We start from the raw sequence: 22,630 nt of genomic DNA on the forward strand, positions 1-22,630 counted from the left end.
CCGGGGCGGGCATAGTTCGACTAGCTGCCTGACTCCAGCAAACGGTGCAGTTCGACGAACTGCTGGGTCAGCTTGTGTCTTGGATCCAGATGGATCAGCGGCAGGCAGGCCTGATGCGACTCACGCATGCGCACCGAACTCATCAGGTTGACCGGCAGCATGGGCAAGCCCTCCTCGGTCAACTCGTCGAGTAACTGCTGTGGCAGGCTGGCACGTGGCTGAAACTGGTTGACCACGATGCCTTCCACTTGCAGATCCTCGTTGTGGTCATCCTTGAGCTCTTCAATTTCCGCCAGCAGTCCATACAGGGCCTGACGCGAGAAGCTGTCGCAGTCAAAGGGGATCAGCACGCGATCCGCGGCGATCAATGCCGAAACGGTATAAAAGTTCAGTGCCGGCGGGGTGTCCATATAGATGCGATCGTAGTCGCCAGCCAGATCTTCCAGCAGCTTGGCCAGTTTGTTGATCTTGTGCTTTGCCTCGAGCTTGGGCTGCAGATCAGCCAGTTCGGCAGTGGCGGTAATGACATGCAGGTTGTCGAACGGTGTCTCGTAGATATCGACCTTGCCCTTCTTGCTGAACGCACCGGATGACAGGGTCTGCTTGAAGAACTCAGCTATCCCGTTGGGTATATCGGCACCGGTCAGGCCGGTCAGGTAGTGGGTCGAATTGGCCTGGGAGTCCAGGTCGATCAACAGCGTCCGATAGCCTTCAGCCGCGCTCACCGCCGCCAGATTGCAGGCAATACTCGATTTGCCCACACCGCCTTTCTGATTGAACACTACACGCCGCATCTGCTAATCCCCTCTCTCGAAAGCCAAGACTTTAAGCCGGTCGGCAGCTGCCGATCGAACTTGTCCGTTTTATTAATGATATTGCCCTGAAAGCTCGTGCACCGCCTCGATAAAGGCGCCTGCATGGGCCGGATCCACCTCGGGAGTGATGCCATGCCCGAGATTGAACACATGACCGCTGCCGGCCCCGTAACTGGCCAGAATCCGCCCTACTTCGCTACGGATAGCCGCCGGTTTGGCGTACAGCACAGTCGGGTCCATATTGCCCTGCAAGGCCACCCGGTCTCCAACCCGCGCGCGCGCCTGGCCGATATCGCATGACCAGTCCAGACCGAGCGCCTCGGCGCCGGTATCCGCCATCGACTCCAGCCACAGTCCGCCGTTCTTGGTAAACAGGATCACCGGCACCCGGCGCCCTTCGTGCTCGCGCAGCAAGCCGCTGACGATCTTCTGCATGTAGGCCAGCGAGAACTCCTGATAGGCCGCAGAGGACAGGTTGCCGCCCCAGGTATCGAAAATCTGCACGGCCTGGGCACCTGCCCTGATCTGCCCGTTGAGGTAGGCGGTCACCGCCTGCGCCAATTTGTCGAGCAAGCGGTGCATGGCCTGGGGATTGTCATACAGCAGTGCCTTAGACTTGCGAAAGTCTTTGGACGAGCCACCTTCAACCATATAAGTGGCCAGCGTCCACGGACTGCCGGAAAAACCGATCAGCGGCACACGGCCATTCAGGGCACTGCGTATGGTGCGTACAGCGTCCATCACGTAGCCCAGATCCTGCTCCGGATCGGGTATCGGCAGGGCATCGATATCCGCGGCACTGCTGATGACCTTTCTGAAGCGCGGCCCTTCGCCGGTTTCAAAGTACAAACCCTGGCCCATGGCGTCGGGGATGGTCAGGATGTCCGAGAACAGGATGGCCGCATCCAGCGGATAGCGATCCAGTGGCTGCAGGGTCACTTCACAGGCGAATTGCGGATTCTGCATCAGGCTCATGAAATCACCGGCCCTGGCCCGGCTGGCGCGGTATTCAGGCAAATAGCGACCGGCCTGGCGCATCATCCATACCGGCGTGACATCCACAGGCTGCTTGAGCAAGGCACGCAGAAAACGATCGTTTTTCAGCAAAGTCATAACAGTGTTCCGGATTGAAGTGCGGGCATTTTCGCAGAGCCCTATGTAAAAGGCACAGCGATTGCCGTGCCTTTCGTCATGCCGACTGGCTGGCTTCTGCCTCAGACGCCCAGATAGTCCAGAATTCCCTCGGCAGCATTGCGGCCCTCGAAAATCGCCGTGACCACCAGATCCGAGCCGCGCACCATGTCGCCGCCGGCAAAAATCTTCGGATTGCTGGTCTGGTGCTTGAACCTGGCTGCTTCCGGTGCCACTACCCGTCCCTGACTGTCGGTCTGAATGGCAAACTCCTCAAACCACGGCGCCGGACTCGGGCGGAAACCAAAGGCAATCAGTACCGCGTCGGCGGGAATGATTTCCTCGGAGCCCGGGATCGGTTCCGGACTGCGGCGCCCACGTGCATCCGGCTCGCCAAGGCGAGTTTCAACGACCTTGACACCCTCTACCGAGCCTTCACCGACAATCGCAATCGGCTGGCGGTTGTAGAGGAACTTGACGCCCTCTTCGCGGGCATTCTTAACTTCCTTGCGCGAACCCGGCATGTTGGCTTCGTCGCGGCGATAGGCGCAGGTCACCGACTTGGCGACCTGGCGAATCGAGGTGCGGTTACAGTCCATCGCCGTATCGCCACCACCGAGCACCACCACACGCTTGCCTTTCATGTCGATGAAGTCTTCGGGGGCTTTCTCGAAGCCGAGATTGCGATTGACGTTGGCCACCAGGAAGTCCAGCGCATCGTACACACCGGGCATCTCTTCGCCGGGGAAACCGCCCTTCATGTAGGTGTAGGTGCCCATGCCCATGAACACCGCATCGTATTCATCGAGCAGTTGCTGGACGCTGATGTCGCGGCCGACTTCGGTATTCAGGCGGAACTCGATACCCATGCCGGCGAAAATTTCGCGACGGCGTGACAGTACCGTTTTTTCCAGCTTGAACTCCGGGATACCGAAGGTCAGCAAGCCGCCGATTTCCGGGTTGCGGTCAAACACCACCGGGGTGACGCCGCTACGCGCCAGAATATCCGCGCAGCCCAGACCGGCCGGGCCGGCACCGATTATGGCTACCTTCTTGCCTGTAGGTATGACACTGGACAGATCCGGACGCCAGCCCATGGCAAAGGCGGTATCGGTAATGTATTTCTCCACCGAGCCGATGGTCACCGCGCCAAAACCGTCGTTCAGCGTGCAGGCACCTTCACACAGGCGATCCTGCGGGCATACGCGACCACAGACTTCCGGCAGCGTGTTGGTCTGGTGGCACAATTCGGCAGCAGCCAGAATGTTGCCCTCGGCGACCAGCTTGAGCCAGTTGGGAATGTAGTTGTGGACCGGGCACTTCCATTCGCAATAGGGGTTGCCGCAGCCCAGGCAACGGTGGGCCTGATCAGCTGCCACCAGCGGCTTGAAGTTCTCGTAAATCTCGACGAATTCCTTCTTGCGCTGGCGCAAGAGTTTCTTCTTCGGGTCTTTGCGTCCGACCTCGATGAACTGGAAGTCATTGTTCAGACGTTCAGCCATTTCAAAAACCTCTCAACAGCAGCCTGCTACTGATTCTGTCAGGCTGCAAAACAACGGGTAAAGCGGCGCACGCGCCGCTTGAGACTGGGTTACTGCGGGTTGGCCCGGGTGCTGGTGAGCAGCGACTTCAGGCTGGCAGCCTTTGGTTTGACCAGCCAGAACTTGCGCAGGTAATCGTCCAGGTTCTCTATCAGATTGGCGCCCCAGGTACTGGCAGTCTCCTCGACATACTCGCGCAACACCGACTCCAGGTGGCTGCGGTAAGCCTCCATGGCCTCACTGCTGATGCGCTGTATTTCCACCAGCTCATGATTGACCAGATCGACGAAGGAGTTGTCCAGATCAAGTACGTAGGCAAAACCACCGGTCATACCCGAACCGAAGTTGTAACCGGTCTTGCCCAGTACGCAGACAAAACCACCCGTCATGTATTCACAACAATGGTCGCCGGTACCCTCGACTACCGCATGGGCACCGGAGTTACGCACGGCAAAGCGCTCGCCAGCCGTACCGGCTGCGAACAGCTTGCCGCCGGTCGCACCGTACAGACAGGTGTTGCCGACAATGGCTGACTCCTGCGTCTGGAACGAACTGCCCGGTGGCGGCGCAATCACCAGCTTGCCGCCGGTCATGCCCTTGCCCACGTAGTCGTTGGCGTCCCCCTGCAGGTACAGGTTCAGGCCGCCGGCATTCCACACGCCGAAGCTCTGCCCCGCGGTACCGTTGAAGCGGAAGGTAATTGGCGCCGCCGACATGCCCTGGTTGCCATGTTGCCGGGCAATTTCACCCGACACCCTTGCGCCGATGGAACGGTCACAGTTGCAGATATCCAGACTGAACTCGCCACCGCTCTTGTTGGCAATCGCCGAACGGGCCAGATCGACCATCTTCTCGGCCAGCAGGCCCTGATCGAATGGGGGGTTGCGCTCCACTTCACAGAACTGCGGCTTGTCGGCAGCAATATGCGCGCTACCCAGCAACGGGCTCAGATCCAGATTACGTTGCTTGCCGGTCTCGCCAGGCAGCATTTCCAGCAGATCGGTACGCCCGATCAGCTCTTCCAGACTGCGCACCCCCAGCCTGGCCAGCCACTCACGGGTTTCTTCGGCGAGGAAAGTGAAGAAGTTCACCACCATGTCGACAGTTCCGATGTAGTGGTCCTTGCGCAGCTTTTCGTTCTGCGTGGCGATACCGGTAGCACAGTTGTTCAGATGACAGATGCGCAGGTATTTGCAACCCAGCGCGATCATCGGCGCGGTACCGAAGCCGAAGCTTTCGGCACCGAGAATGGCCGCCTTGATCACGTCCAGACCTGTTTTCAGGCCACCATCGGTTTGCACCCGCACCTTGCCGCGCAGGTCGTTGCCACGCAGGGTCTGATGGGTCTCGGCCAGACCGAGTTCCCAGGGGCTGCCGGCGTACTTGATCGAACTCAGCGGTGAAGCACCGGTACCACCGTCGTAGCCGGAAATGGTGATCAGGTCGGCATAGGCCTTGGCCACGCCCGCGGCGATGGTACCCACGCCATGTTCAGCCACCAGCTTGACCGAGACCAGCGCCTGCGGATTGACCTGCTTGAGGTCAAAAATCAGTTGCGCCAGATCCTCGATGGAATAAATGTCATGGTGTGGCGGCGGTGAAATCAGTGTCACCCCCGGCACGGCATAACGCAGGCGGGCAATCAGGCCATTGACCTTGCCACCCGGCAGCTGGCCGCCTTCGCCGGGCTTGGCGCCCTGAGCCACCTTGATCTGCAGCACTTCGGCGTTCACCAGATATTCCGGTGTCACGCCAAAGCGGCCGGTGGCGACCTGCTTGATCTTCGAACTGCGATTGGTGCCGTAACGGGCCGGGTCTTCACCACCTTCACCCGAGTTGGAACGCGCACCCAGCTGATTCATCGCCGCGGCAATCGCTTCGTGTGCTTCAGGCGACAGCGCACCAAGAGAAATACCTGCAGAATCAAAGCGTTGCAGAATGGCGCCGAGTGGCTCTACCTGATCAAGTGGGATTGGCTGGTCAGCCAGTTTCACTTGCAGCAGATCACGCAGCATGGACACCGGCCGGTTATCGACCAGCGCGGTGTATTCCTTGAAGCGCGCGTAATCGGCTTGCTGGACCGCCATCTGCAGCATGGTCACTACGTCGGGGTTGTACGCGTGGTATTCCCCACCGTGGACAAACTTCAGCAGACCGCCCTGCTGGATCGGCCGGCGCGTGCTCCATGCTTCCTGTGCCAGCATTTTCTGCTCGGCTTCCAGGTCGACGAAACGCGCACCCTTGATACGTGAGGCCACACCACGAAAGCTCAACTCCACCACTTCGTCGGCCAAACCCACCGCCTCGAAAAGCTGGGCGCCACGGTACGAGGCGATAGTCGAAATCCCCATCTTGGACAGGACTTTCAGCAAACCCTTGGAGATGCCTTTGCGGTAATACTTGAAGACCTCATGCAAATCGCCGAGGACCTCACCATTACGCACCAGATCAGCAAGCAGTTCATAAGCAAGATAGGGGTAGACGGCGCTGGCACCAAAGCCGCAGAGCACTGCAAAGTGATGGGGATCACGCGCAGTAGCCGTCTCTACCAGAATATTGCAGTCACAACGCAAGCCTTGCTCTACCAGCCGGTGATGTGCCGCGCCAACAGCCAGTGCCGCGTGCACCGGCAGTTTCCCCGGAGCAATTTCGCGGTCACTGAGTACCAGCAGAACCTTGCCAGCACGCACGGCCTGTTCGGCCTGATCAGCGATAGCCCGCACCGCTGCCTCCAGGCCGAGCTCCTCTGCATAGTTGAGATCAATATGCTCACGCTCGAAACCGGGACGCTGCAGATTCATCAGCGTCCGCCACTTCGCCGGAGAAACCACCGGTGAACTGAGAATCAGGTGATTGGCGTGCTCGGGAGCCTCGTCAAAAATATTGTGCTCGGCACCCAGGCAAGTCTCCAGCGACATCACGATAGATTCCCGCAGCGGGTCGATCGGCGGGTTGGTTACCTGGGCAAATTGCTGACGAAAATAATCAAAGGGCGAACGTATGCGTTGCGACAATACCGCCATCGGTGTGTCATCACCCATGGAGCCGACCGCTTCCTGACCCTGTTCGGCCAGCGGACGCAGCACCTGGTCACGCTCCTCAAAGGTGACCTGGAACATCTTCATGTATTGCTTTAACTGGTCGCCATCGTAACTGGAAGCACCGTTATCCTCATCCAGCGCAGCCTGGATACGCAGGGCACTTTTACGCAACCACTGCTTGTAGGGGTGGCGGGACTTGAGGCGATTATCGATGTCATCGGACTGCAGGATCTGCCCGGTTTCAGTATCAACCGCGAGAATCTGGCCGGGGCCAACACGGCCCTTGGCAATCACTTCGTCTGGCTGGTAATTCCACACGCCAACTTCTGAAGCCAGTGTGATATAGCCATTCTTGGTGGTGACCCAGCGCGCAGGCCGCAAACCGTTGCGATCCAGCAGGCACACGGCATAGCGGCCGTCGGTCATTACCACACCTGCCGGACCATCCCAGGGCTCCATTTTCAGCGAGTTGAACTCGTAGAACGCCCTTAGATCGGCCCCCATGCTTTCAACGTTCTGCCAGGCCGGCGGAATGATCATGCGCAGACCGCGAAACAGGTCCATGCCGCCAGTCACCATCAACTCCAGCATGTTATCCATGCTGGACGAATCCGAACCCACCCGGTTGACCAGCGGACCCAGATCATCCAGATTGCCAAGCAGATCGTTGGCAAACTTGCTGCGACGGGCCTGTGCCCAGTTGCGGTTGCCGGTAATGGTATTGATTTCGCCGTTGTGCGCCAGAAAGCGGAAGGGCTGGGCCAGCGGCCACTTGGGCAGCGTGTTGGTGGAGAAGCGCTGGTGGAACACGCAGATCGCGGTCTGCAACCGCTCATCACCCAGATCTGGGTAAAACTGTTGCAGGTCCGCCGGCATCATCAGACCCTTGTAGATAAGGGTCTTGTGCGAAAAACTGCAGATGAAGTGTTCTTTATCCGTTGCATTGGCCACAGATGAGCGACGCCGGGCCACAAACAGTTTGACGGCGAACTCCTGATCACTCAGCCCCTCACCACCAATGAAAACCTGCTCGATCTGCGGCAGGCCTTCAAGGGCGAGGCGTCCCAGCACCGAACTGTCAACCGGCACACTGCGCCAGCCAATCAATTGCAACCCGGCAGCCAGAATCTCGCGATTCATGTTCTCGCGCGCAACATCTGCCCTGGCCGGATCCTGATTCAGAAAGACCATACCCACGGCATATTGCGCTGGCAATTCGGCGGAAAAGTGCTCTAGCGCCTTGGCCCGCAGGAACAGGTCGGGCTTCTGAATCAGCAGGCCACAACCGTCACCCGTCTTGCCATCGGCGTTGATCCCGCCCCGATGCGTCATACAGGTCAGCGCTTCGATAGCCGTTTGCAGCAAGTGGTGACTGGCCTCACCCTGCATATGGGAAATCAGGCCGAAGCCGCAGTTATCCTTGAACTCATCAGGATGATAAAGACCTGCTTTCATAGACATTCTCACCAGAAACTTCTTTCAAATTCAGACAGTTACCTTGCGCGCAGGTCAGTGCGCCAGCTTTGCGCAGGCAAAAGGGAGGTTATTGTACATATCCACCCAAGTCGTCACAAATGTTCATGACGAACCGATGGAATCGCATGTCGCCTGAGCGAAGGAAAGCCTGGCGCAAGGCTGTTAGCGCTTGCGCCGTCCTTTAAGGCCAGTCAACGCCCCTTGAGCATCTCTTGCTGGATGCTGCGGAATGTTTTCGCCCAGGGTTTGCCAGCCTGCAATTTTGCCGGAAGGGTTTTCAGCGCTGCGTCAGCAGCGGCACGACTGGAAAACACGCCATAGGTAACTACGTACAGGTTACCGCCCTGATGCGCTTTAACGTAGTAATGATATTCGTTGCCGTTTTGCTTTACCAAAGCCCTGGCGCTATCTTCACTTCGCGTGCCCAGCACCTGCAAGGCAAAACGCTCGGGTGACTGGGCGCTATACCATGCGGTTCCAACCGGAACCGCCGGCGTCACTGACTTGACGGCCGAGACTGCAGGAGTGACCGCTTTTTCCACGGGCTTTACAACTGGTGGCGGCTCAACTTTTACCGCAGCGGAAGGCTGTACCGGCAAGCTGCTCGCCGCACTATCCGGAACGGGAGCAGTTTTAGTACTCTGGGTGTCCTCTGGAATGCTGACCGCTTCCATCGGCTTGGCAGGCAGCGGCAAAGGTACACTGGCTAGCGCATCAGCATCGGCTGCAGAAGTGCTTTCGCCTGTATCCGTCTGGCTCGTCATTTCTCCCGGCTCGTCAGCGTCTGCCTCACCGGACGCCAGAGCCAGCGGCTCTCTAATTACCGGGTTAGCCGATTGTGACTGGGTACTAAATTCGACCGCTGAATCAGAGGTATTAGCCTCTGCAGGCTGGTGTTCGCCTGCAGGTAAAGAAACAGCCTGCTGAGGCTGCGGCTTTTCATTATTCATGAACCACACACCGATGACTGCAACGCATGCAACAGTCAGTGCCAGCAAGTGCTTACGGGGCAATCTGAACGAGAAGCCGCGCGAGTTGCTTTCACCCCTATCAGCCAGCATGGCATCAACCAGCGTCTCTCTGGCAACAAGATTTATTGCCCCAGGCCAGCCACCTGACTGCGCATGAATATCTTCAATCTGTTCATCCGTAAGCAGATCTATGGCTTGTCCCGCCCCCTCCAGCCGCTGTGCAAGATACTCGCGCGTTTCCGTGTCGGTATAGGGCTGCAACTCGATACGATGAAAGCCCTCCGCATCTGGGGAAAGGCTGTCCAGCCGCTCGGCCAGCGCTGCCTCGCCAAAGAGGAATACGTGCAGACGACCCTCGCCATTCCCTGCAGCCAGTGCAAGCAATGCTTCAAGCGCCTGATCTTCCAGCAGACCAGCATCATCAACCAGCAAATACTCCTCTTGCCCCGTTAATGCCAGCTGACCTGCACGCGCGAGAATTGCCGCTAACGAAGCTGAACTTGCCTCAACTCCCCTCGCAGTCTGGGCCAACACATCCGCTGCGGTGGAACACTCCTTCCCCGACAGCACCAGGCTTTGAACCGACTGTTTATTGGTGCTGGCAACCAGCGCCTGGCGCAGCAGCGTCTTGCCGCTGCCTTTGGGGCCGGTAACCAATAACAATAACTGGCCATAACGAGCCAAGTGGTGCAGTTGCCCCAGCACAGACTTACGCTGCGCGGGATAAAACTTGAACCCCGGAACGCGCGGGGTAAACGGGTCATGGCTGAACTGGTAATAACTCAGAAAGGCGTCATCAGCATGCAAACTGGTCATGAAATCCTCTTTACTTTTATAGCTGCCTAACTATGGCCCGATAGTCGGCGACCAAAGTGTCATGCAATATCTTTTCGGGGTATTCGCCCACCACAACAGCATCACCGAGTTGGCGCAACAGAACAAATCTGACACGCCCAGCCTGTACTTTTTTATCTACAGCCATGTGCTCCATAAAGTGCTCAGCTCGCATTTCGGCTGGCGGCACTACGGGAAGTTCCGCCCGCTGGAGCAGGCGAATGCCGCGATCCCTGACTTCAGCACCTATGAAGCCCAGACGACGCGACATCTCCAAGGCCATGACTGTACCTGCTGCTACAGCCTCGCCATGCAACCAGACCCCGTAGCCCATGTGCGTCTCTATGGCATGGCCAAAGGTATGTCCAAGATTAAGGATTTCCCGCAAGCCCGACTCTCGCTCATCAAGCGCAACGACACGGGCCTTTGCAGCGCAGGATTTTTCAACAGCCTCAGTCACAAATGACGGATCCAGAGCCAGAATTTTTTCTATATTGACTTCCAGCCATCCAAGAAACTGCTGATCACAGATCAATCCATACTTGATTACTTCGGCTAATCCCGCACAGAGCTCGCGCCTGGGCAGGGTTGCCAGAGTATCAATATCAATCAACACAGCCATGGGTTGATAAAAGGCTCCGATCATATTCTTGCCTAGCGGGTGATTAATCCCGGTCTTTCCACCCACAGAAGAATCCACCTGGGAAAGCAAGGTCGTAGGCACCTGAATGAAATTGATTCCGCGCTGGTAGCAGGCCGCGGCAAAGCCTGCCATGTCACCGATGACACCGCCACCCAAGGCAATCAGCGTGGATTTTCGATCAAACCGCGCATCCAGCAATCCATCAAAGATCAGTTGCAGCGTTTCCCAGTTTTTGTAGGCTTCACCGTCAGGCAAGATAACAGTGGCCAGACTATAGCCCTCAAGCGCTGACTGCAGGGCCTTCAGATACAAGGGTGCCACAGTCTGGTTGCTGACAATCGCAACCTGGGTACCGTGAATATGCTTGGAAAATATCTCTTTGCTGCCAAGCACAGCCGACCCTATGTAAATAGGGTAACTGCGCTCGGCGAGATCGACGTGAAGAGTCTGCATGAAGCCCTCCGAATAAAGGGCGATAGGATAACGCAGTTCTTCAGATATTTACCGGACCGGACAATCAGGTAATCGTTCCAGAATCTCCTGAACGACCATCCGCGGAGGGCGCTCGTCAGTCTCAATGACCATGTCAGCTATTTCCCGATAGAGAGGATCACGAACCGACATCAACTCCACCAGAACCTTTTCAGGATTGGCTGTCTGCAGCAGCGGCCTGTTGCGATCACGGGAAGTCCGCCCCAACTGCTGCTCAATCGAAGTGAACAGATAAACCACCTGACCGCCAGCGCTTAGGCACGCCCTGTTGGCTGCTCGCAAAACGGCACCACCGCCGGTTGCAATCACTACACCGTCCAAGGCGCACAACTCGGCAATCATTGCCTGTTCGCGCTCACGAAATCCCGACTCACCTTCAACGTCAAAGATCCAGGGAATATCTGCTCCCGTGCGTTGCTCAATTTCCTTATCCGAGTCCTTGAATGGAACCCGCAGTTCCTTTGCCAGCAAACGCCCGATGGTGCTTTTGCCAGCTCCCATCGGGCCAACCAGAATCAGATTTTGCACCAATTACTGTTCCGGAGTAATTGCTGAACCGTTCATGATTCTGGGCGTCAGGAAAATCAGCAATTCGCTCTTATTGTCGAAAACTCTCGTGCTTTTAAACAGCTGGCCCAGGTATGGCAGATCTCCGAGGAATGGAACCTTCTCGACTGTTTTACTCTGCTGGGTGCTAAACACACCACCGATTACTATCGTCTCGCCGTCACGTACCAGAACCTTGGCATTGACCTCGTTGGTTTTCAGAGCAGGCACGCCATTGATTCTTGGCACAGAGTCGTCGATATCATCCTTGGTGACCTTGACTTCCATGATCACCTGATCATCTGGCGTAATCTGCGGTGTAACCTCGAGTGACAACACAGCATCCTTGAACTGGGTAGTAGTAGCACCGCTTGAGCTGGCTTCCTGATATGGAATTTCTTTACCTTTCAGTATTTTGGCAGTTTCTTTATCAGAAGTTACTACTTTCGGCTGGGATATAACCTCGCCATTCCCGGTGCTTTCCATGGCAGTCAGCTCCAGATCGAGAATTGTATTATCCGTGATAAACCCGATCCCCAGGCCAGAAGTCGCAGAGTCGACCCCCATATCAACAAAAGTACCCGCAGTGCCGCCGCCGTCAGTCACGCCATTGCCTGAACTGCCACCGATAACCCAGTTGCCATTATTTGTGCTCAGGCCTCTCCACTTAACGCCAAGCTCCTTCTCGTAGCCAACATCCGCCTCGACTATGCGCGCCTCGATAAGCACCTGCCGAACTGGAATATCCAGCTGCGCGACAACACGTCTCAGTTCATCCAGACGATCCTGAGTCTGGTACGCGATAATGCTGTTAGTACGATCATCAACAGTTAATGAGCCGCGACCTGCAGACGCGCCCTCACCTTCAGCATCACTGGCCGTTACACTTTCAAAAAGTTTGGCTATGTCCGCAGCCTTGGCATAGTTCACCTGGATCAACTCGCGCCGCAGGGGAGCCAGCTCATCCATTAACTGCTGGGACTCAAGTTCTTGCCTTTCGCGAGCAGCAATTTCATCAGCAGGCGCGATCAACAGCACATTGCCAACCTTTCGCTGATCCAGCCCCTTTGTCTTGAGCACCAAGTCGAGAGCCTGATCCCATGGGACATTTTGCAGACGCAACGTTATGCTTCCCTGCACGCTATCACTGGCAACCAGGTTCAGATTCGTAAAGTCCGCAATCAGCTGAAGTACGGAACGAACATCGATATCCTGAAAGTTAAGCGATAACTTCTCGCCGGAATATGCAAACCGGTTTTCATCACGCTTGGCCTTTTCTGCCTGAGTCAACGGCTTAACGCTGACAGTAAGACGCTTGTCCGTCTGATAAGCCATGTAATCGTAAGAACCTGTAGGCTCAATAGTAACTACTGCCTTGCCTGACTGCTCAGTCGCATTCACAAACAAAACTGGAGTTGCAAAGTCTTTAACATCAAGGCGCAGCCTGAGCGATTCGGGAAGAGTTGTCTTGGCAAACTCAAGCTTAATTTTACCACCCTGATCTGTAATATCAGGGCTAATCGACGCTGCGGAAAGGTCAATAACGATATTGCCCTCACCTTGCGCGCCCCTCTGGAAGTCAATCGCACTTATCGACTTGCCAGTAGATTGGTAAGCAATGTTTTTCGTCGGGCTGTACTGACTTTTCGCTACTGCAGGCGGCGGCGAGCTTACCGGAGCCGCATTGGCCACCTGGCCACCTACAACAATAAAAACAGTATTTCCTTCAGAACGGGCACTATAAGGTTTCGGATCCGAAAGATTGATGATTAATCTGGTACGGTCCTTTGCCTCTACAACAGTAAGGCTTTTGGCTGCGCCAACCGCGATTTCCTTGTTTTTGACACCCAGTTTGTTGACAACACCCGGCAAGTCCAGAGCAATGCGCGCAGGCTGCTCGGTTGTATACCCCCGGGGAGAGGCAACCGGCTCATCAAACTGCAACTTCAGCTCAACACCTTCACCAGGCAGCGCGCCGACATCAATCGACTGTAGCTCAGCCGCAAACAGGGCGGATGAAGCCAACACCGTCGCCAAAGCAAATCCAGCACGCACCAAGGAGCTATTCATTCTCAGGTTCCGTTCTTTAGCTTGAAAGATATTATTCATTATTATCACCCACCCTTAAGTGCGCTCTTTGAGCGGGATACTTCGAGGGCGCTCCAACCAGCCACCTTCCCCATCCGGAACTATTTCAATGACATCAACACTTGAGTCTTTTATTGAAACTATTCGTCCGTTATTGCGGCCAAGATAATCTCCAACCTTGACTCGATGCACCCCGCCAGCGCCACGAACCAGTGCATTCAGCCCTTGCTCGTTTGAAAGCGTTCCCACCATCTCGAAAACTTCGATATTGAAACCTTCAAGAAATTGCCGGATCCGTGTCTCATCAGGCTTTATATTTCCGGAGCCTTTGTGTTGCGACAAGATATCGATCTTGACCGAGGGCTGGAACGGGGAGCGCATGACCGAGGCGGTATAGGTAAACGCCTCATAGGGCTGGAACTTTGGCACAGGCTCTATTGAACCCTTTGGCTTGGCTCGCACTTCCTCCATAAACGCCTGGATATCGCTGAAATCCCCACCACCACAACCGGCCAGCAACAAAAGAGGGACGAAACACAAACAGAACCGATATCTGCTCATTGATTCAACCCCTTGTCGTTATAACGATAGGTTTTGGCTAGAACGCTCATGCGCAACCTTGAAGGCTCGTCTTTGTTAATAGGTTCTACAGAAAAATCATGCAGCGTAACAATTCGCGGAAGGCTCGATACCCCACTAACAAAAGTAGCCAGATCGTGATACCCGCCCTCAACCACTATCTGGATGGGCAACTCAATATAAAATTGCTGTTGAACTTCGGGGAGCAATTTGATTTCAGAGAATTCCAAGCCGCTAGCCAAGCCCGTACGCGTTATATCCTCCAGCAAGCCCGGCACTTCAGTGTCACTTGGCAACTGCCGAAGCAAAGCACCGAAAGACTCCTCCATCTCTTTCATCTGCTCTTTATAAGCTTCAAGGTTTGCTGCCTGGAAAGCCTTGAGAGTAAATTGCTCCCGCAATGACTGCTCTTCAATCTGCTGTTGCTCAAGTTGCAACTGAATATCTTCAAGATTGAACTTGTAACCCGCTACCAGCACAGCAACCAGAAGCAATATTCCGGCTATTGCTTTTACAGGTGCTGGCCAGGATCCCGCATTTTCAAAATCAAGGTCTGCAAGATCAATCTTGCGCAGACTCTCCAGAGATTCAGAAAAACTCATTTCTTGCCCTCCTCTTCGCCTGCCACGACAGGTGAAACCTGCTGCACGCTCAAGGTAAACACGTTCGCCTGATCAACACCGCCGGAAGAAACTGCCTTGACCTCAGACAAATTGGGCGATGCCAGCCACTCGGAACCGTCCAGATTACGCATCAAGCTGGATACCCTGTTGTTCGACTCGGCAGCCCCGTTAATCGCGATACTGTCGCCCGTCATATTCAGACTGGTGAAGTACACCCCGTCCGGCAATGTGCGAACCAACTGATCAAAAACCCGTGCGATTATCGAACGGTTACCCTGCAGATCCTGAATAATCTTCATCCGCTCCAGCAATTGCTGCCTGCGTGTCTTCAGCTCTTTAATTTCCTGAATCCTGGCATCCAGTGTCGCAATTTCTTTCTTCAGAAAATCATTTCGTGCGTTTTGATTATCAATGGCGGCATTCAGATACTGATTTCCAAGAAAAACCAGGCCAACGGCTAGAACAAGCACACCTGCCAACGACACCAGAAACTGTTGCTTGCGCTCTTCGCGCAACTGCTCCCGCCATGGAAGTAAGTTAATGCGGGCCATTAATCAAAACTCCTCATCGCCAAACCGCAGGCAATCATCAGCGCCGGAGCATCACTTGCCAAACTGCCGGCGTTGACCTTACTGCCAAGTGCCATCTCTGCAAAAGGATTGGCTACCAGTGTGGGGGTGCCGATCTTCTGCTGAATCAGACGATCAAGGTCTGGAATTGATGCCGTCCCACCAGCGAGAAGAATGTAATCGACATCATTGAACTGCCCCGAAGCGAAGAAGAACTGCAACGAGCGCGAAACCTGCTGTACCACTGCTTCCTTGAAAGGCTGCAAAACCTCGGCCTCATAATCATCAGGCAGACCACCGGCCTTCTTCGCCAACCCGGCCTCGTCAACTGAAAGGCCATAGCGACGCTGAATTTCTTCAGTAAGCTGGCGCCCGCCAAACATCGACTCGCGGCTATATATGGTCTTGCCGTTGTGCAGGACACTGAGCGTCATCATGGTCGCGCCGATATCTATAATCGCGACGGTAAGATCGTCGCGATCGGAGCCAATCTGCTGAACCACCAACCCGTAAGCACGCTCAAGGGCATATGCCTCGACATCAACAACTTTCGCTGTAAGCCCCGCCACTGACAAGGCCGCTTCACGCACCTCGACATTTTCCTTTCGGCAAGCGGCGAGAAGAACATCCACACGCTCCGCATTCCTGGCGGAAACGCCCTGTACCTCGAAGTCAATTGCCACTTCTTCCAAGGGATAGGGAATGTATTGATCCGCTTCGATTTTCAGCTGGTTTTCCAGATCATCATCCGAGAGTCCAGCCTCCATTTCGATTGTCTTGGTAATCACGGCAGAGCCGGCCACCGCAACAGCTGCATGCTTGGCCGAGGTCCTGGCCTTGACGAGCACACGCGCCAAAGCCTGACCCACGCCATCCAGCTCGGCGATATTCTTTTCGACGACAGCGTTTGGGGGAAGTGGCTCAACAGCGTAAGCCTCTACTTTGTAGCGGCTTCCCGAGCGACTCAATTCTATGAGCTTCACCGAGGTCGAACTGATATCGATCCCCAGGAGCGTGTTCGCTTTCTTATTGAAGAGCCCTAGCACGTCTGATTTCCTATCAACATCCGAGACTTACGGAAGGTTTATATTTTTCTACATTAAATAACAGTCTTGACAGAAGCGCAAATGGCGACCTAGTAAAAAAACTGCTTATAATGTGATCAGCTTTTCGTTTCGAACCACTCCCCACGCTTAACCCATTCTTTTATCTGGAAATCCAACCATCTTGATACGCCTTTTAAAGTTCCTTTGGTGGTCTTTTGTTGCCCTGTTTTGCGGGCTATTGCTCAGTTTAAGCGGTGCCTACCTTTATCTGAGCCCCAGCCTTCCCTCAGTAGAGTCCCTGAGGACGGTCAAACTGCAGATGCCCCTGAAGGTTTTCAGCAGCGATCAGAAACTGATAGCAGAGTTTGGCGAGATGCGTCGGGCACCAATAAAGTTCGCCGACATCCCCCAGGACTTTATCAATGCGCTGCTGGCAGCTGAAGATGACAATTTTGCCAATCACAACGGTGTAGACCTGACCAGCCTGGTTCGGGCCGGCTCCGAGCTATTGAAGAGCGGACACATCCAGACTGGCGGCAGCACCATCACCATGCAGGTTGCAAAGAACTTCTTCCTGACCAGCGAGCGCAGCTTTTCAAGAAAGATCAACGAAATATTGCTTGCCCTGCAAATAGAGCGCGAACTCAGCAAGGATGAAATTCTCGAGCTCTATGTAAACAAGATTTATCTGGGCAACCGGGCATACGGCATTGAAGCCGCCGCCCAGGTGTATTACGGCAAATCGATTCGCGACACCAGTCTCTCGCAAATGGCCATGATTGCCGGCTTGCCCAAGGCACCCTCACGCTTCAACCCGCTTGCCAACGCACCGCGCAGCAAAGAGCGCCGGGACTGGATACTTGGCCGCATGTACAAACTGGGGCGCATAGACAAAGAGCGCCTGGAGCAGGCCATTGCCGAACCTATCGATGCCAGTTACCACGGTCCGCAACCTGAGCTGGAAGCACACTATATCGCCGAGATGGTTCGCGCCGAAATGGTCGGCCGCTATGGCAGTGATGCCTACACAGAAGGTTTTCAGGTCACGACTACGGTACCCAGCACCCTGCAGAATGACGCCAACCTCGCCGTCCGCGAAGGACTCGCCAGCTACGACTCCCGCCATGGCTACCGCGGGCCGGAGCTGCGGCGTCCGGGCATGACCAAAAGCGCCTGGCTGGAAGAACTGGCAAAGCACCGCAGCATCGGCGGCCTGGAGCCAGCCATCGTTACCCAGGTCGAAAAAAGCGGCATCCTGGTATTACTCAGAAACGGCGAAGAGCAGGCCGTGCCATGGGACAGCATGAAATGGGCAAGACCGTTCCTCAACACCAATAGCCTCGGGGCAAGACCGCAACAGCCGGGTGATGTGGCACAGACCGGCGATCTCGTTCGGGTAAAGCGCGAGACTGACGGCAGCCTGAGCTTTACGCAGGTGCCGGCGGCGCAGGCCGCACTGGTTTCACTTGATCCGTCGAATGGCGCAATTCGCGCTCTGGTCGGTGGCTTCTCCTTTGACCAAAGCAATTACAACCGGGCCATTCAGGCAAAACGCCAGCCTGGTTCCAGCTTCAAGCCCTTCATTTACAGCGCTGCACTGGACAAGGGTTTTACCCCGGCAACCCTGGTCAATGATGCGCCCATTGTTTTTCAGGAAGCCGGCATGGAAGAGGCCTGGCGCCCCAAGAATGACAACAATACATTTCTTGGGCCGATTCGCCTGCGAGAAGCCCTGTACAAGTCGCGCAACCTGGTATCCATTCGCGTCCTGCAGACCATCGGCATAGATTACGCACTGGACTATGTCAGCAAGTTTGGCTTCAACAGGGACGATCTTCCGCGCAATTTGTCACTCGCACTGGGCACCGCAAACCTCACCCCGATGGAAATTGCCCGTGGCTGGAGCGTGTTTTCCAATGGTGGTTACAAGCTCGACCCGTACCTGATCGAGCGCATTGAAAGCCGTGACGGCGAGGTTCTTTACAAGGCCAATCCGGCAACGGTTCCAGTCGCAGAGACCTTTGCAAAAGAACAACTCAAAGACGAACTCAACGGCACCACGGATAGCCCTCCAGTGCTCGCCGAACGCATCATTGACGGCCGCACCACTTACATTCTGACCAGCATGCTGCAGGATGTGATCCGCAAAGGTACCGGGCGGCGCGCGCTGGCAATGAAGCGCAATGATCTGGCGGGCAAGACCGGCACCACCAACGAGTCCAAGGACAGCTGGTTTTCCGGCTTCAACGCGGATTATGTGACAACCGTCTGGGCCGGCTTCGATCAGCCGGAAAGCCTGGGCCGCCACGAATACGGCGGCACCGTCGCGCTGCCGATATGGATGAGCTTCATGAGCGCGGCGCTTGCAGGAAAACCCGAACACCTGCTGCCCGAACCGGAAGGCATCATGACCTTGCGCATCGAACCGCTAACCGGCCGCGCGGCGCCCCCGGGCACACCGGATGCCTATTTCGAACTGTTCAAGAGCGAAGACTCGCTTCCAGCAGCCAGCGAGCTTGATCCTGCCCTCGGAATCCCGGGCGGACCACTGCCCGCCGACCAGGCTGCGCCAATCGATCTGTTCTAGGACTGCACAGGTGCTCAAAAAAAATGCCCCCGCCATGACGACGGGGGCATTTTTATTGGAGCCTTACAAGGCTCGCCAGCAGTTAGCGATCAAACACATCATTTACCGACTGCAGGGGGTAGTGCTTGGGATAGGGCAGCGTGGCTACGCCTGACTCGATAGCCGCTTTGGCCACAGCATCACAGACGACCGTAATCAGACGCGCATCCATTGGCTTAGGAATGATGTACTCGCGGCCAAACTCCAGAGCGATACCACCGTAAGCATCACAGACTTCCTGCGGCACCGGCAGTTTTGCCAGATCACGCAAGGCCAGGGCAGCCGCTACCTTCATCTCCTCATTAATCCGCTTGGCACGGACATCCAGCGCGCCACGGAAGATGAACGGGAAACCCAGCACGTTATTCACCTGATTCGGGTAGTCGGAACGGCCAGTCGCCATAATCACGTCAGGGCGGGTCTGCTTGGCCAGTTCCGGGCGGATCTCCGGATCAGGGTTGGAGCAGGCAAAAACAATCGGATTGGCCGCCATGCGGTTCAGGTTTTCGGCAGACAACAGATCCGGACCAGAAAGCCCGACGAACACGTCGGCGCCATCCAGCGCATCGCTCATGGTGCGCTTGTCGGTGTCATGGGCGAAAACTGCCTTGTACTGATTCAGATCATCACGCCCGGAGTGAATAACCCCTTTGCGGTCACACATGAAAATATTTTCAATGCGCGCACCCATGCTTACCAGCAACTTCATGCAGGAGATGGCCGCAGCGCCCGCACCCAGGCAAACGATTTTGGCTTCGGGCAGCGTTTTTCCGACAATTTCCAGCGCGTTGAGCATGCCGGCAGCCGTGACAATGGCCGTTCCGTGCTGATCATCATGGAAAACCGGAATATCGCACTGTTCAATCAGCGCGCGCTCGATCTCGAAACACTCCGGAGCCTTGATGTCCTCAAGGTTGATACCGCCGAAAGTGATGGAAATGCGCTTGACGGTGTCGATGAAGGCTTGCGGGCTTTCCGAGTCGACTTCGATGTCAAAAACATCAATACCGGCAAAACGCTTGAACAACACGCCTTTACCTTCCATGACCGGCTTGGATGCCAGCGGGCCAAGATCACCCAGACCAAGAATGGCTGTGCCGTCGGAAATCACTGCTACCAGATTACCTTTGCCGGTGTAGGTGTAAGCCAGCTCGGGATCACGTGCGATCTCGCGCACCGGCTCGGCAACACCCGGACTATAGGCCAGCGAAAGATCACGTGCGCTGGCTGTTGGCTTGGTTATCTCGACGCTCAATTTCCCCGGACGAGGCTTGGCGTGATATTCGAGAGCAGCAGTTTTCAGGTCAGTCATTTTGGCGACACCACTTCTGGGTTGATTTTGGCAGGTGGGCGAGAATAACCAATACACCCGGTCCGGACAAGCAAACCCTGCATCAACGGACCAGCTTCAGCATGTCTCCCGGCTTGACTTCGCCGGCCGGATAAAGCCCGTTGAGCAAGCGAATCCGCGCAGTCTTGTCCTCCGGAAGATCCGCCGTTCTGGCCAGACTTTCCAGGGTTTCACCGGGTTTAACTGTAACCACATGAATAACCGCTGGCTGGGCCAGCTTCAGCTCTGCCTTGGTCAGCGCTCTGAAACTGTGAATAACTGAGAGAAACTGGTTGTCCTCACTTTCCAGAGAGCCACGGCTCTTGACCGCTGCGACAAACATGAACACCTGCTTGTCTTTCACGATCAGCGCCACGCGTTTGGCCGGCTGCCCCGGAATAACCGCCGTCACGGCTGGATAGCCCGCCTGTTTGAAGCTCTCCTCCATGGCCAGACGCTGGTCACCAACCTGCTTGCGCAGCATTTCTTCAGGTGTCAGGCGCTCATCAAATTCGCCCATGGTCATGGCGATGAATGCCTGCTTGTCCGCAGTATGCATAACCAGCGCATCCGGCCGATTCAGCAACTCCCAACCCTGCGGAATAGTAACGGTGAAGTCGAGGTCGGCATGATAGAACTGCTGGTCGCGACGCACGCCCTGATCAGCCGAATCGCCTATCGGCAAGCCCTCCAGGTGCTCCAGGAAAACCTGCTTGTTGACTACCTGTTGCGCGCCCTGCAAAGCATGCGCCGGACCGACTACCTGCTGCAGGCGGGTGTCGTTGTCCGGGTGCGTGTCGAACAGCCCGTGATAGCCCGAATCCTTGACCGGTTGCCCCTTCTTGGCCGCCTGATCGCGGGCAAAATCATCCTGCGCCTTGAGCACTTCGACTACCTGGATCATTGCCTGCGGATCATAGCCACTGCGCGCCAGATACTGCGCACCGAGCCCGTCAGCTTCCAGCTCCATGTCCCGGCCATAGCCTCTAACTACAGCACCACCAACCACATTGGTCAGGTCGCCTGCCGCACCAACTCCGGTACCTATGGCAACCATCTGCCCGAGAATATTCCAGGCCTGCGCCTGGCTTTGCTGGCGCACGCTGTGGCGGGCCGTTACATGGCCGACCTCGTGACCGAGCACTGCGGCCAACTCGGCTTCAGAGTTGAGGTAAGCCAGCAGGCCACGGTTGATGAAGATGTAGCCACCGGGCAGGGCAAAGGCGTTGATATCGGCACTGTCAACCACGGTGAACTGGTACTGCAGATTGCTGCGGTGGCTGTTGCTGGCAACTTTCTCGCCCACCTGCTGCACGTAGGCCCGCAGTTTTTCATCCTTGTAGATCGGGTACTGCTTGAGCACCTGCTGGTAAGCCTGACTGCCCATGCTCAGCTCATCCTGCTCACTCATCATGACGAAATCGTTGCTGCCGGTAACCGGATTGACCGCGCAACCGGCCAGACAGGTCAACACCAGCGCCGCCGCGACATCACTACGAAACCTCATTGCACTACCTCCAGCATGATTTCAGCCGTAATCGGCAATAACCAGCGAGCCTGGCCGGGCTTGAGCAGTCCGCGTCGCGAGCGATCGATCACCCAGCCACGGGCCTCAACTTCACTGCCTGCAAGCTTCTGCAGGTTTTCGATATCAAACTGCGGAAAGAGTTTCTGCTTGACCTGCAAAACCAGTGAGCCACCCATTTCCAGCCAAATACCACCACGATTTCGTTCAACCCGCAGCACCTTGCCACGAATCAGGGCAAAACCTCCTGATGCAACCTGCCCGGGCTCAAGCCATTCAGGCTTGCGCCAAAGCCCAACAGCGGAGTTGCGGGCACTGCGCTCCGCTGCCTGCTGACAGCCCAGCAACCGGGTTTCCGGCGCAAAAGCCACCTGATAACCCAGGCCTTCGGCCAGTAACTGTGCTTCAAGGTTGCGCCCCCGGTTATCGTAGGCATGTGCCAGCATGCGCCCGTAATGATCTTTTGCCGGCACGCCGACCTGCAGGGCAACCTGATCATCATTGGCGCGAACCAGTCGCTCAAGGCGCTTTCTGGCCTTTACCGCAAAGGGCTGTTCCGGGCGACCCTGGTGAGCCAGCTCCGGCGTGTTCAAACCGATCAGACGCACACTACGGCCATTCGTCAGCCGCAGGGTATCCCCATCAACCACTTTCTCGACGCTATAAACCGGCAATTGTCCGGGCAGCGGGCAGGCAGCATGGCCCGGAAAAGACGCCATCAGGCCAATAAAAAAGGCGCCCATCAAGGACGCCT

The 22,630-nt window shown here is 56.0% G+C and carries 16 protein-coding genes; 1 reads left to right on the forward strand and 15 read right to left on the reverse strand.

Annotated elements, in window-relative coordinates; all coding sequences use genetic code 11:
• Window positions 1-20: 20 nt before the first annotated feature.
• The 12 genes from BLT89_RS14280 to BLT89_RS14335 form a co-directional block, all read right to left on the reverse strand.
• Entirely contained in the window at window positions 21-794 is a 774-nt protein-coding gene (locus BLT89_RS14280; protein ID WP_090196772.1) for a ParA family protein, read from the reverse strand.
• Window positions 795-866: 72 nt separating this feature from the next.
• Window positions 867-1,928, reverse strand: coding sequence for a uroporphyrinogen decarboxylase (gene hemE / locus BLT89_RS14285; RefSeq protein WP_090196775.1), 1,062 nt, complete (start codon window positions 1,926-1,928; stop codon window positions 867-869).
• A gap of 101 nt (window positions 1,929-2,029) precedes the next feature.
• Complete coding sequence (locus BLT89_RS14290; protein ID WP_090196777.1) at window positions 2,030-3,448, reverse strand: FAD-dependent oxidoreductase; 1,419 nt, start codon at window positions 3,446-3,448, stop codon at window positions 2,030-2,032.
• Window positions 3,449-3,537: 89 nt separating this feature from the next.
• Entirely contained in the window at window positions 3,538-7,983 is a 4,446-nt protein-coding gene (gltB, locus tag BLT89_RS14295) for a glutamate synthase large subunit (protein ID WP_090196780.1), read from the reverse strand.
• A gap of 212 nt (window positions 7,984-8,195) precedes the next feature.
• The gene (locus tag BLT89_RS14300) at window positions 8,196-9,791 is read right to left on the reverse strand and encodes an SPOR domain-containing protein (protein ID WP_090196782.1); all 1,596 of its coding nucleotides are present in this window, start codon (window positions 9,789-9,791) and stop codon (window positions 8,196-8,198) included.
• 16 nt (window positions 9,792-9,807) lie between these two features.
• On the reverse strand, window positions 9,808-10,905 hold the full coding sequence (gene aroB, locus BLT89_RS14305; protein ID WP_090196786.1) for a 3-dehydroquinate synthase: 1,098 nt from the start codon (window positions 10,903-10,905) through the stop codon (window positions 9,808-9,810).
• A 48-nt stretch (window positions 10,906-10,953) separates the two neighbouring features.
• Window positions 10,954-11,472: a shikimate kinase AroK gene (gene aroK / locus BLT89_RS14310; protein ID WP_090199069.1), complete on the reverse strand. Its 519-nt coding sequence runs from the start codon at window positions 11,470-11,472 to the stop codon at window positions 10,954-10,956.
• Between the two features lie 3 nt (window positions 11,473-11,475).
• Window positions 11,476-13,560, reverse strand: coding sequence for a type IV pilus secretin PilQ family protein (pilQ, locus tag BLT89_RS14315; protein WP_090196789.1), 2,085 nt, complete (start codon window positions 13,558-13,560; stop codon window positions 11,476-11,478).
• A 54-nt stretch (window positions 13,561-13,614) separates the two neighbouring features.
• Entirely contained in the window at window positions 13,615-14,139 is a 525-nt protein-coding gene (locus BLT89_RS14320) for a pilus assembly protein PilP (RefSeq protein ID WP_090196792.1), read from the reverse strand.
• On the reverse strand, window positions 14,136-14,759 hold the full coding sequence (gene pilO / locus BLT89_RS14325; protein WP_090196795.1) for a type 4a pilus biogenesis protein PilO: 624 nt from the start codon (window positions 14,757-14,759) through the stop codon (window positions 14,136-14,138). Before pilO ends, BLT89_RS14320 begins: the two co-directional genes overlap by 4 nt.
• Window positions 14,756-15,331, reverse strand: a complete 576-nt coding sequence (locus BLT89_RS14330; RefSeq protein WP_090196797.1) for a PilN domain-containing protein — start codon at window positions 15,329-15,331, stop codon at window positions 14,756-14,758. Before BLT89_RS14330 ends, pilO begins: the two co-directional genes overlap by 4 nt.
• On the reverse strand, window positions 15,331-16,395 hold the full coding sequence (locus BLT89_RS14335) for a pilus assembly protein PilM (RefSeq protein WP_090196800.1): 1,065 nt from the start codon (window positions 16,393-16,395) through the stop codon (window positions 15,331-15,333). The genes BLT89_RS14330 and BLT89_RS14335 overlap by 1 nt, the downstream gene beginning before the upstream one ends.
• 184 nt (window positions 16,396-16,579) lie before the next feature.
• Between BLT89_RS14335 and BLT89_RS14340 the strand changes: the two genes are divergently transcribed.
• Window positions 16,580-18,982 carry a penicillin-binding protein 1A gene (locus tag BLT89_RS14340; RefSeq protein ID WP_408003077.1) on the forward strand — a complete coding sequence of 801 codons (2,403 nt, stop codon included), beginning with the start codon at window positions 16,580-16,582 and terminating at the stop codon, window positions 18,980-18,982.
• A gap of 82 nt (window positions 18,983-19,064) precedes the next feature.
• Here BLT89_RS14340 and BLT89_RS14345 read toward each other — a convergent pair whose 3' ends face one another.
• From BLT89_RS14345 to BLT89_RS14355, 3 genes are all read right to left on the reverse strand, one after another.
• Complete coding sequence (locus BLT89_RS14345; protein ID WP_090196807.1) at window positions 19,065-20,333, reverse strand: malic enzyme-like NAD(P)-binding protein; 1,269 nt, start codon at window positions 20,331-20,333, stop codon at window positions 19,065-19,067.
• An 82-nt stretch (window positions 20,334-20,415) separates the two neighbouring features.
• Window positions 20,416-21,858, reverse strand: coding sequence for a M48 family metalloprotease (locus BLT89_RS14350; protein WP_090196810.1), 1,443 nt, complete (start codon window positions 21,856-21,858; stop codon window positions 20,416-20,418).
• A complete protein-coding gene (locus tag BLT89_RS14355; RefSeq protein WP_231975027.1) occupies window positions 21,855-22,619 on the reverse strand; it encodes a thermonuclease family protein in 765 nt (254 codons plus the stop codon). Before BLT89_RS14355 ends, BLT89_RS14350 begins: the two co-directional genes overlap by 4 nt.
• Between the last annotated feature and the right edge of the window lie 11 nt (window positions 22,620-22,630).

Origin of the sequence: Pseudomonas pohangensis (genome assembly GCF_900105995.1) — a bacterium.
In the GTDB taxonomy this organism is placed as follows: Bacteria; Pseudomonadota; Gammaproteobacteria; order Pseudomonadales; family Pseudomonadaceae; genus Aquipseudomonas; species Aquipseudomonas pohangensis.

Bases quoted from the DNA above. Each gene is read 5' to 3' on its own strand.
- BLT89_RS14290 (WP_090196777.1), bottom strand. From the start codon at position 3,448: ATGGCTGAACGTCTGAACAATGACTTCCAGTTCATCGAGGTCGGACGC.
- BLT89_RS14350 (WP_090196810.1), bottom strand. From the start codon at position 21,858: ATGAGGTTTCGTAGTGATGTCGCGGCGGCGCTGGTGTTGACCTGTCTG.
- BLT89_RS14300 (WP_090196782.1), bottom strand. From the start codon at position 9,791: ATGACCAGTTTGCATGCTGATGACGCCTTTCTGAGTTATTACCAGTTC.
- pilQ (WP_090196789.1), bottom strand. From the start codon at position 13,560: ATGAATAGCTCCTTGGTGCGTGCTGGATTTGCTTTGGCGACGGTGTTG.
- BLT89_RS14330 (WP_090196797.1), bottom strand. From the start codon at position 15,331: ATGGCCCGCATTAACTTACTTCCATGGCGGGAGCAGTTGCGCGAAGAG.
- BLT89_RS14320 (WP_090196792.1), bottom strand. From the start codon at position 14,139: ATGAGCAGATATCGGTTCTGTTTGTGTTTCGTCCCTCTTTTGTTGCTG.
- BLT89_RS14345 (WP_090196807.1), bottom strand. From the start codon at position 20,333: ATGACTGACCTGAAAACTGCTGCTCTCGAATATCACGCCAAGCCTCGT.
- BLT89_RS14280 (WP_090196772.1), bottom strand. From the start codon at position 794: ATGCGGCGTGTAGTGTTCAATCAGAAAGGCGGTGTGGGCAAATCGAGT.
- BLT89_RS14355 (WP_231975027.1), bottom strand. From the start codon at position 22,619: ATGGGCGCCTTTTTTATTGGCCTGATGGCGTCTTTTCCGGGCCATGCT.
- pilO (WP_090196795.1), bottom strand. From the start codon at position 14,759: ATGAGTTTTTCTGAATCTCTGGAGAGTCTGCGCAAGATTGATCTTGCA.
- gltB (WP_090196780.1), bottom strand. From the start codon at position 7,983: ATGAAAGCAGGTCTTTATCATCCTGATGAGTTCAAGGATAACTGCGGC.
- hemE (WP_090196775.1), bottom strand. From the start codon at position 1,928: ATGACTTTGCTGAAAAACGATCGTTTTCTGCGTGCCTTGCTCAAGCAG.
- aroB (WP_090196786.1), bottom strand. From the start codon at position 10,905: ATGCAGACTCTTCACGTCGATCTCGCCGAGCGCAGTTACCCTATTTAC.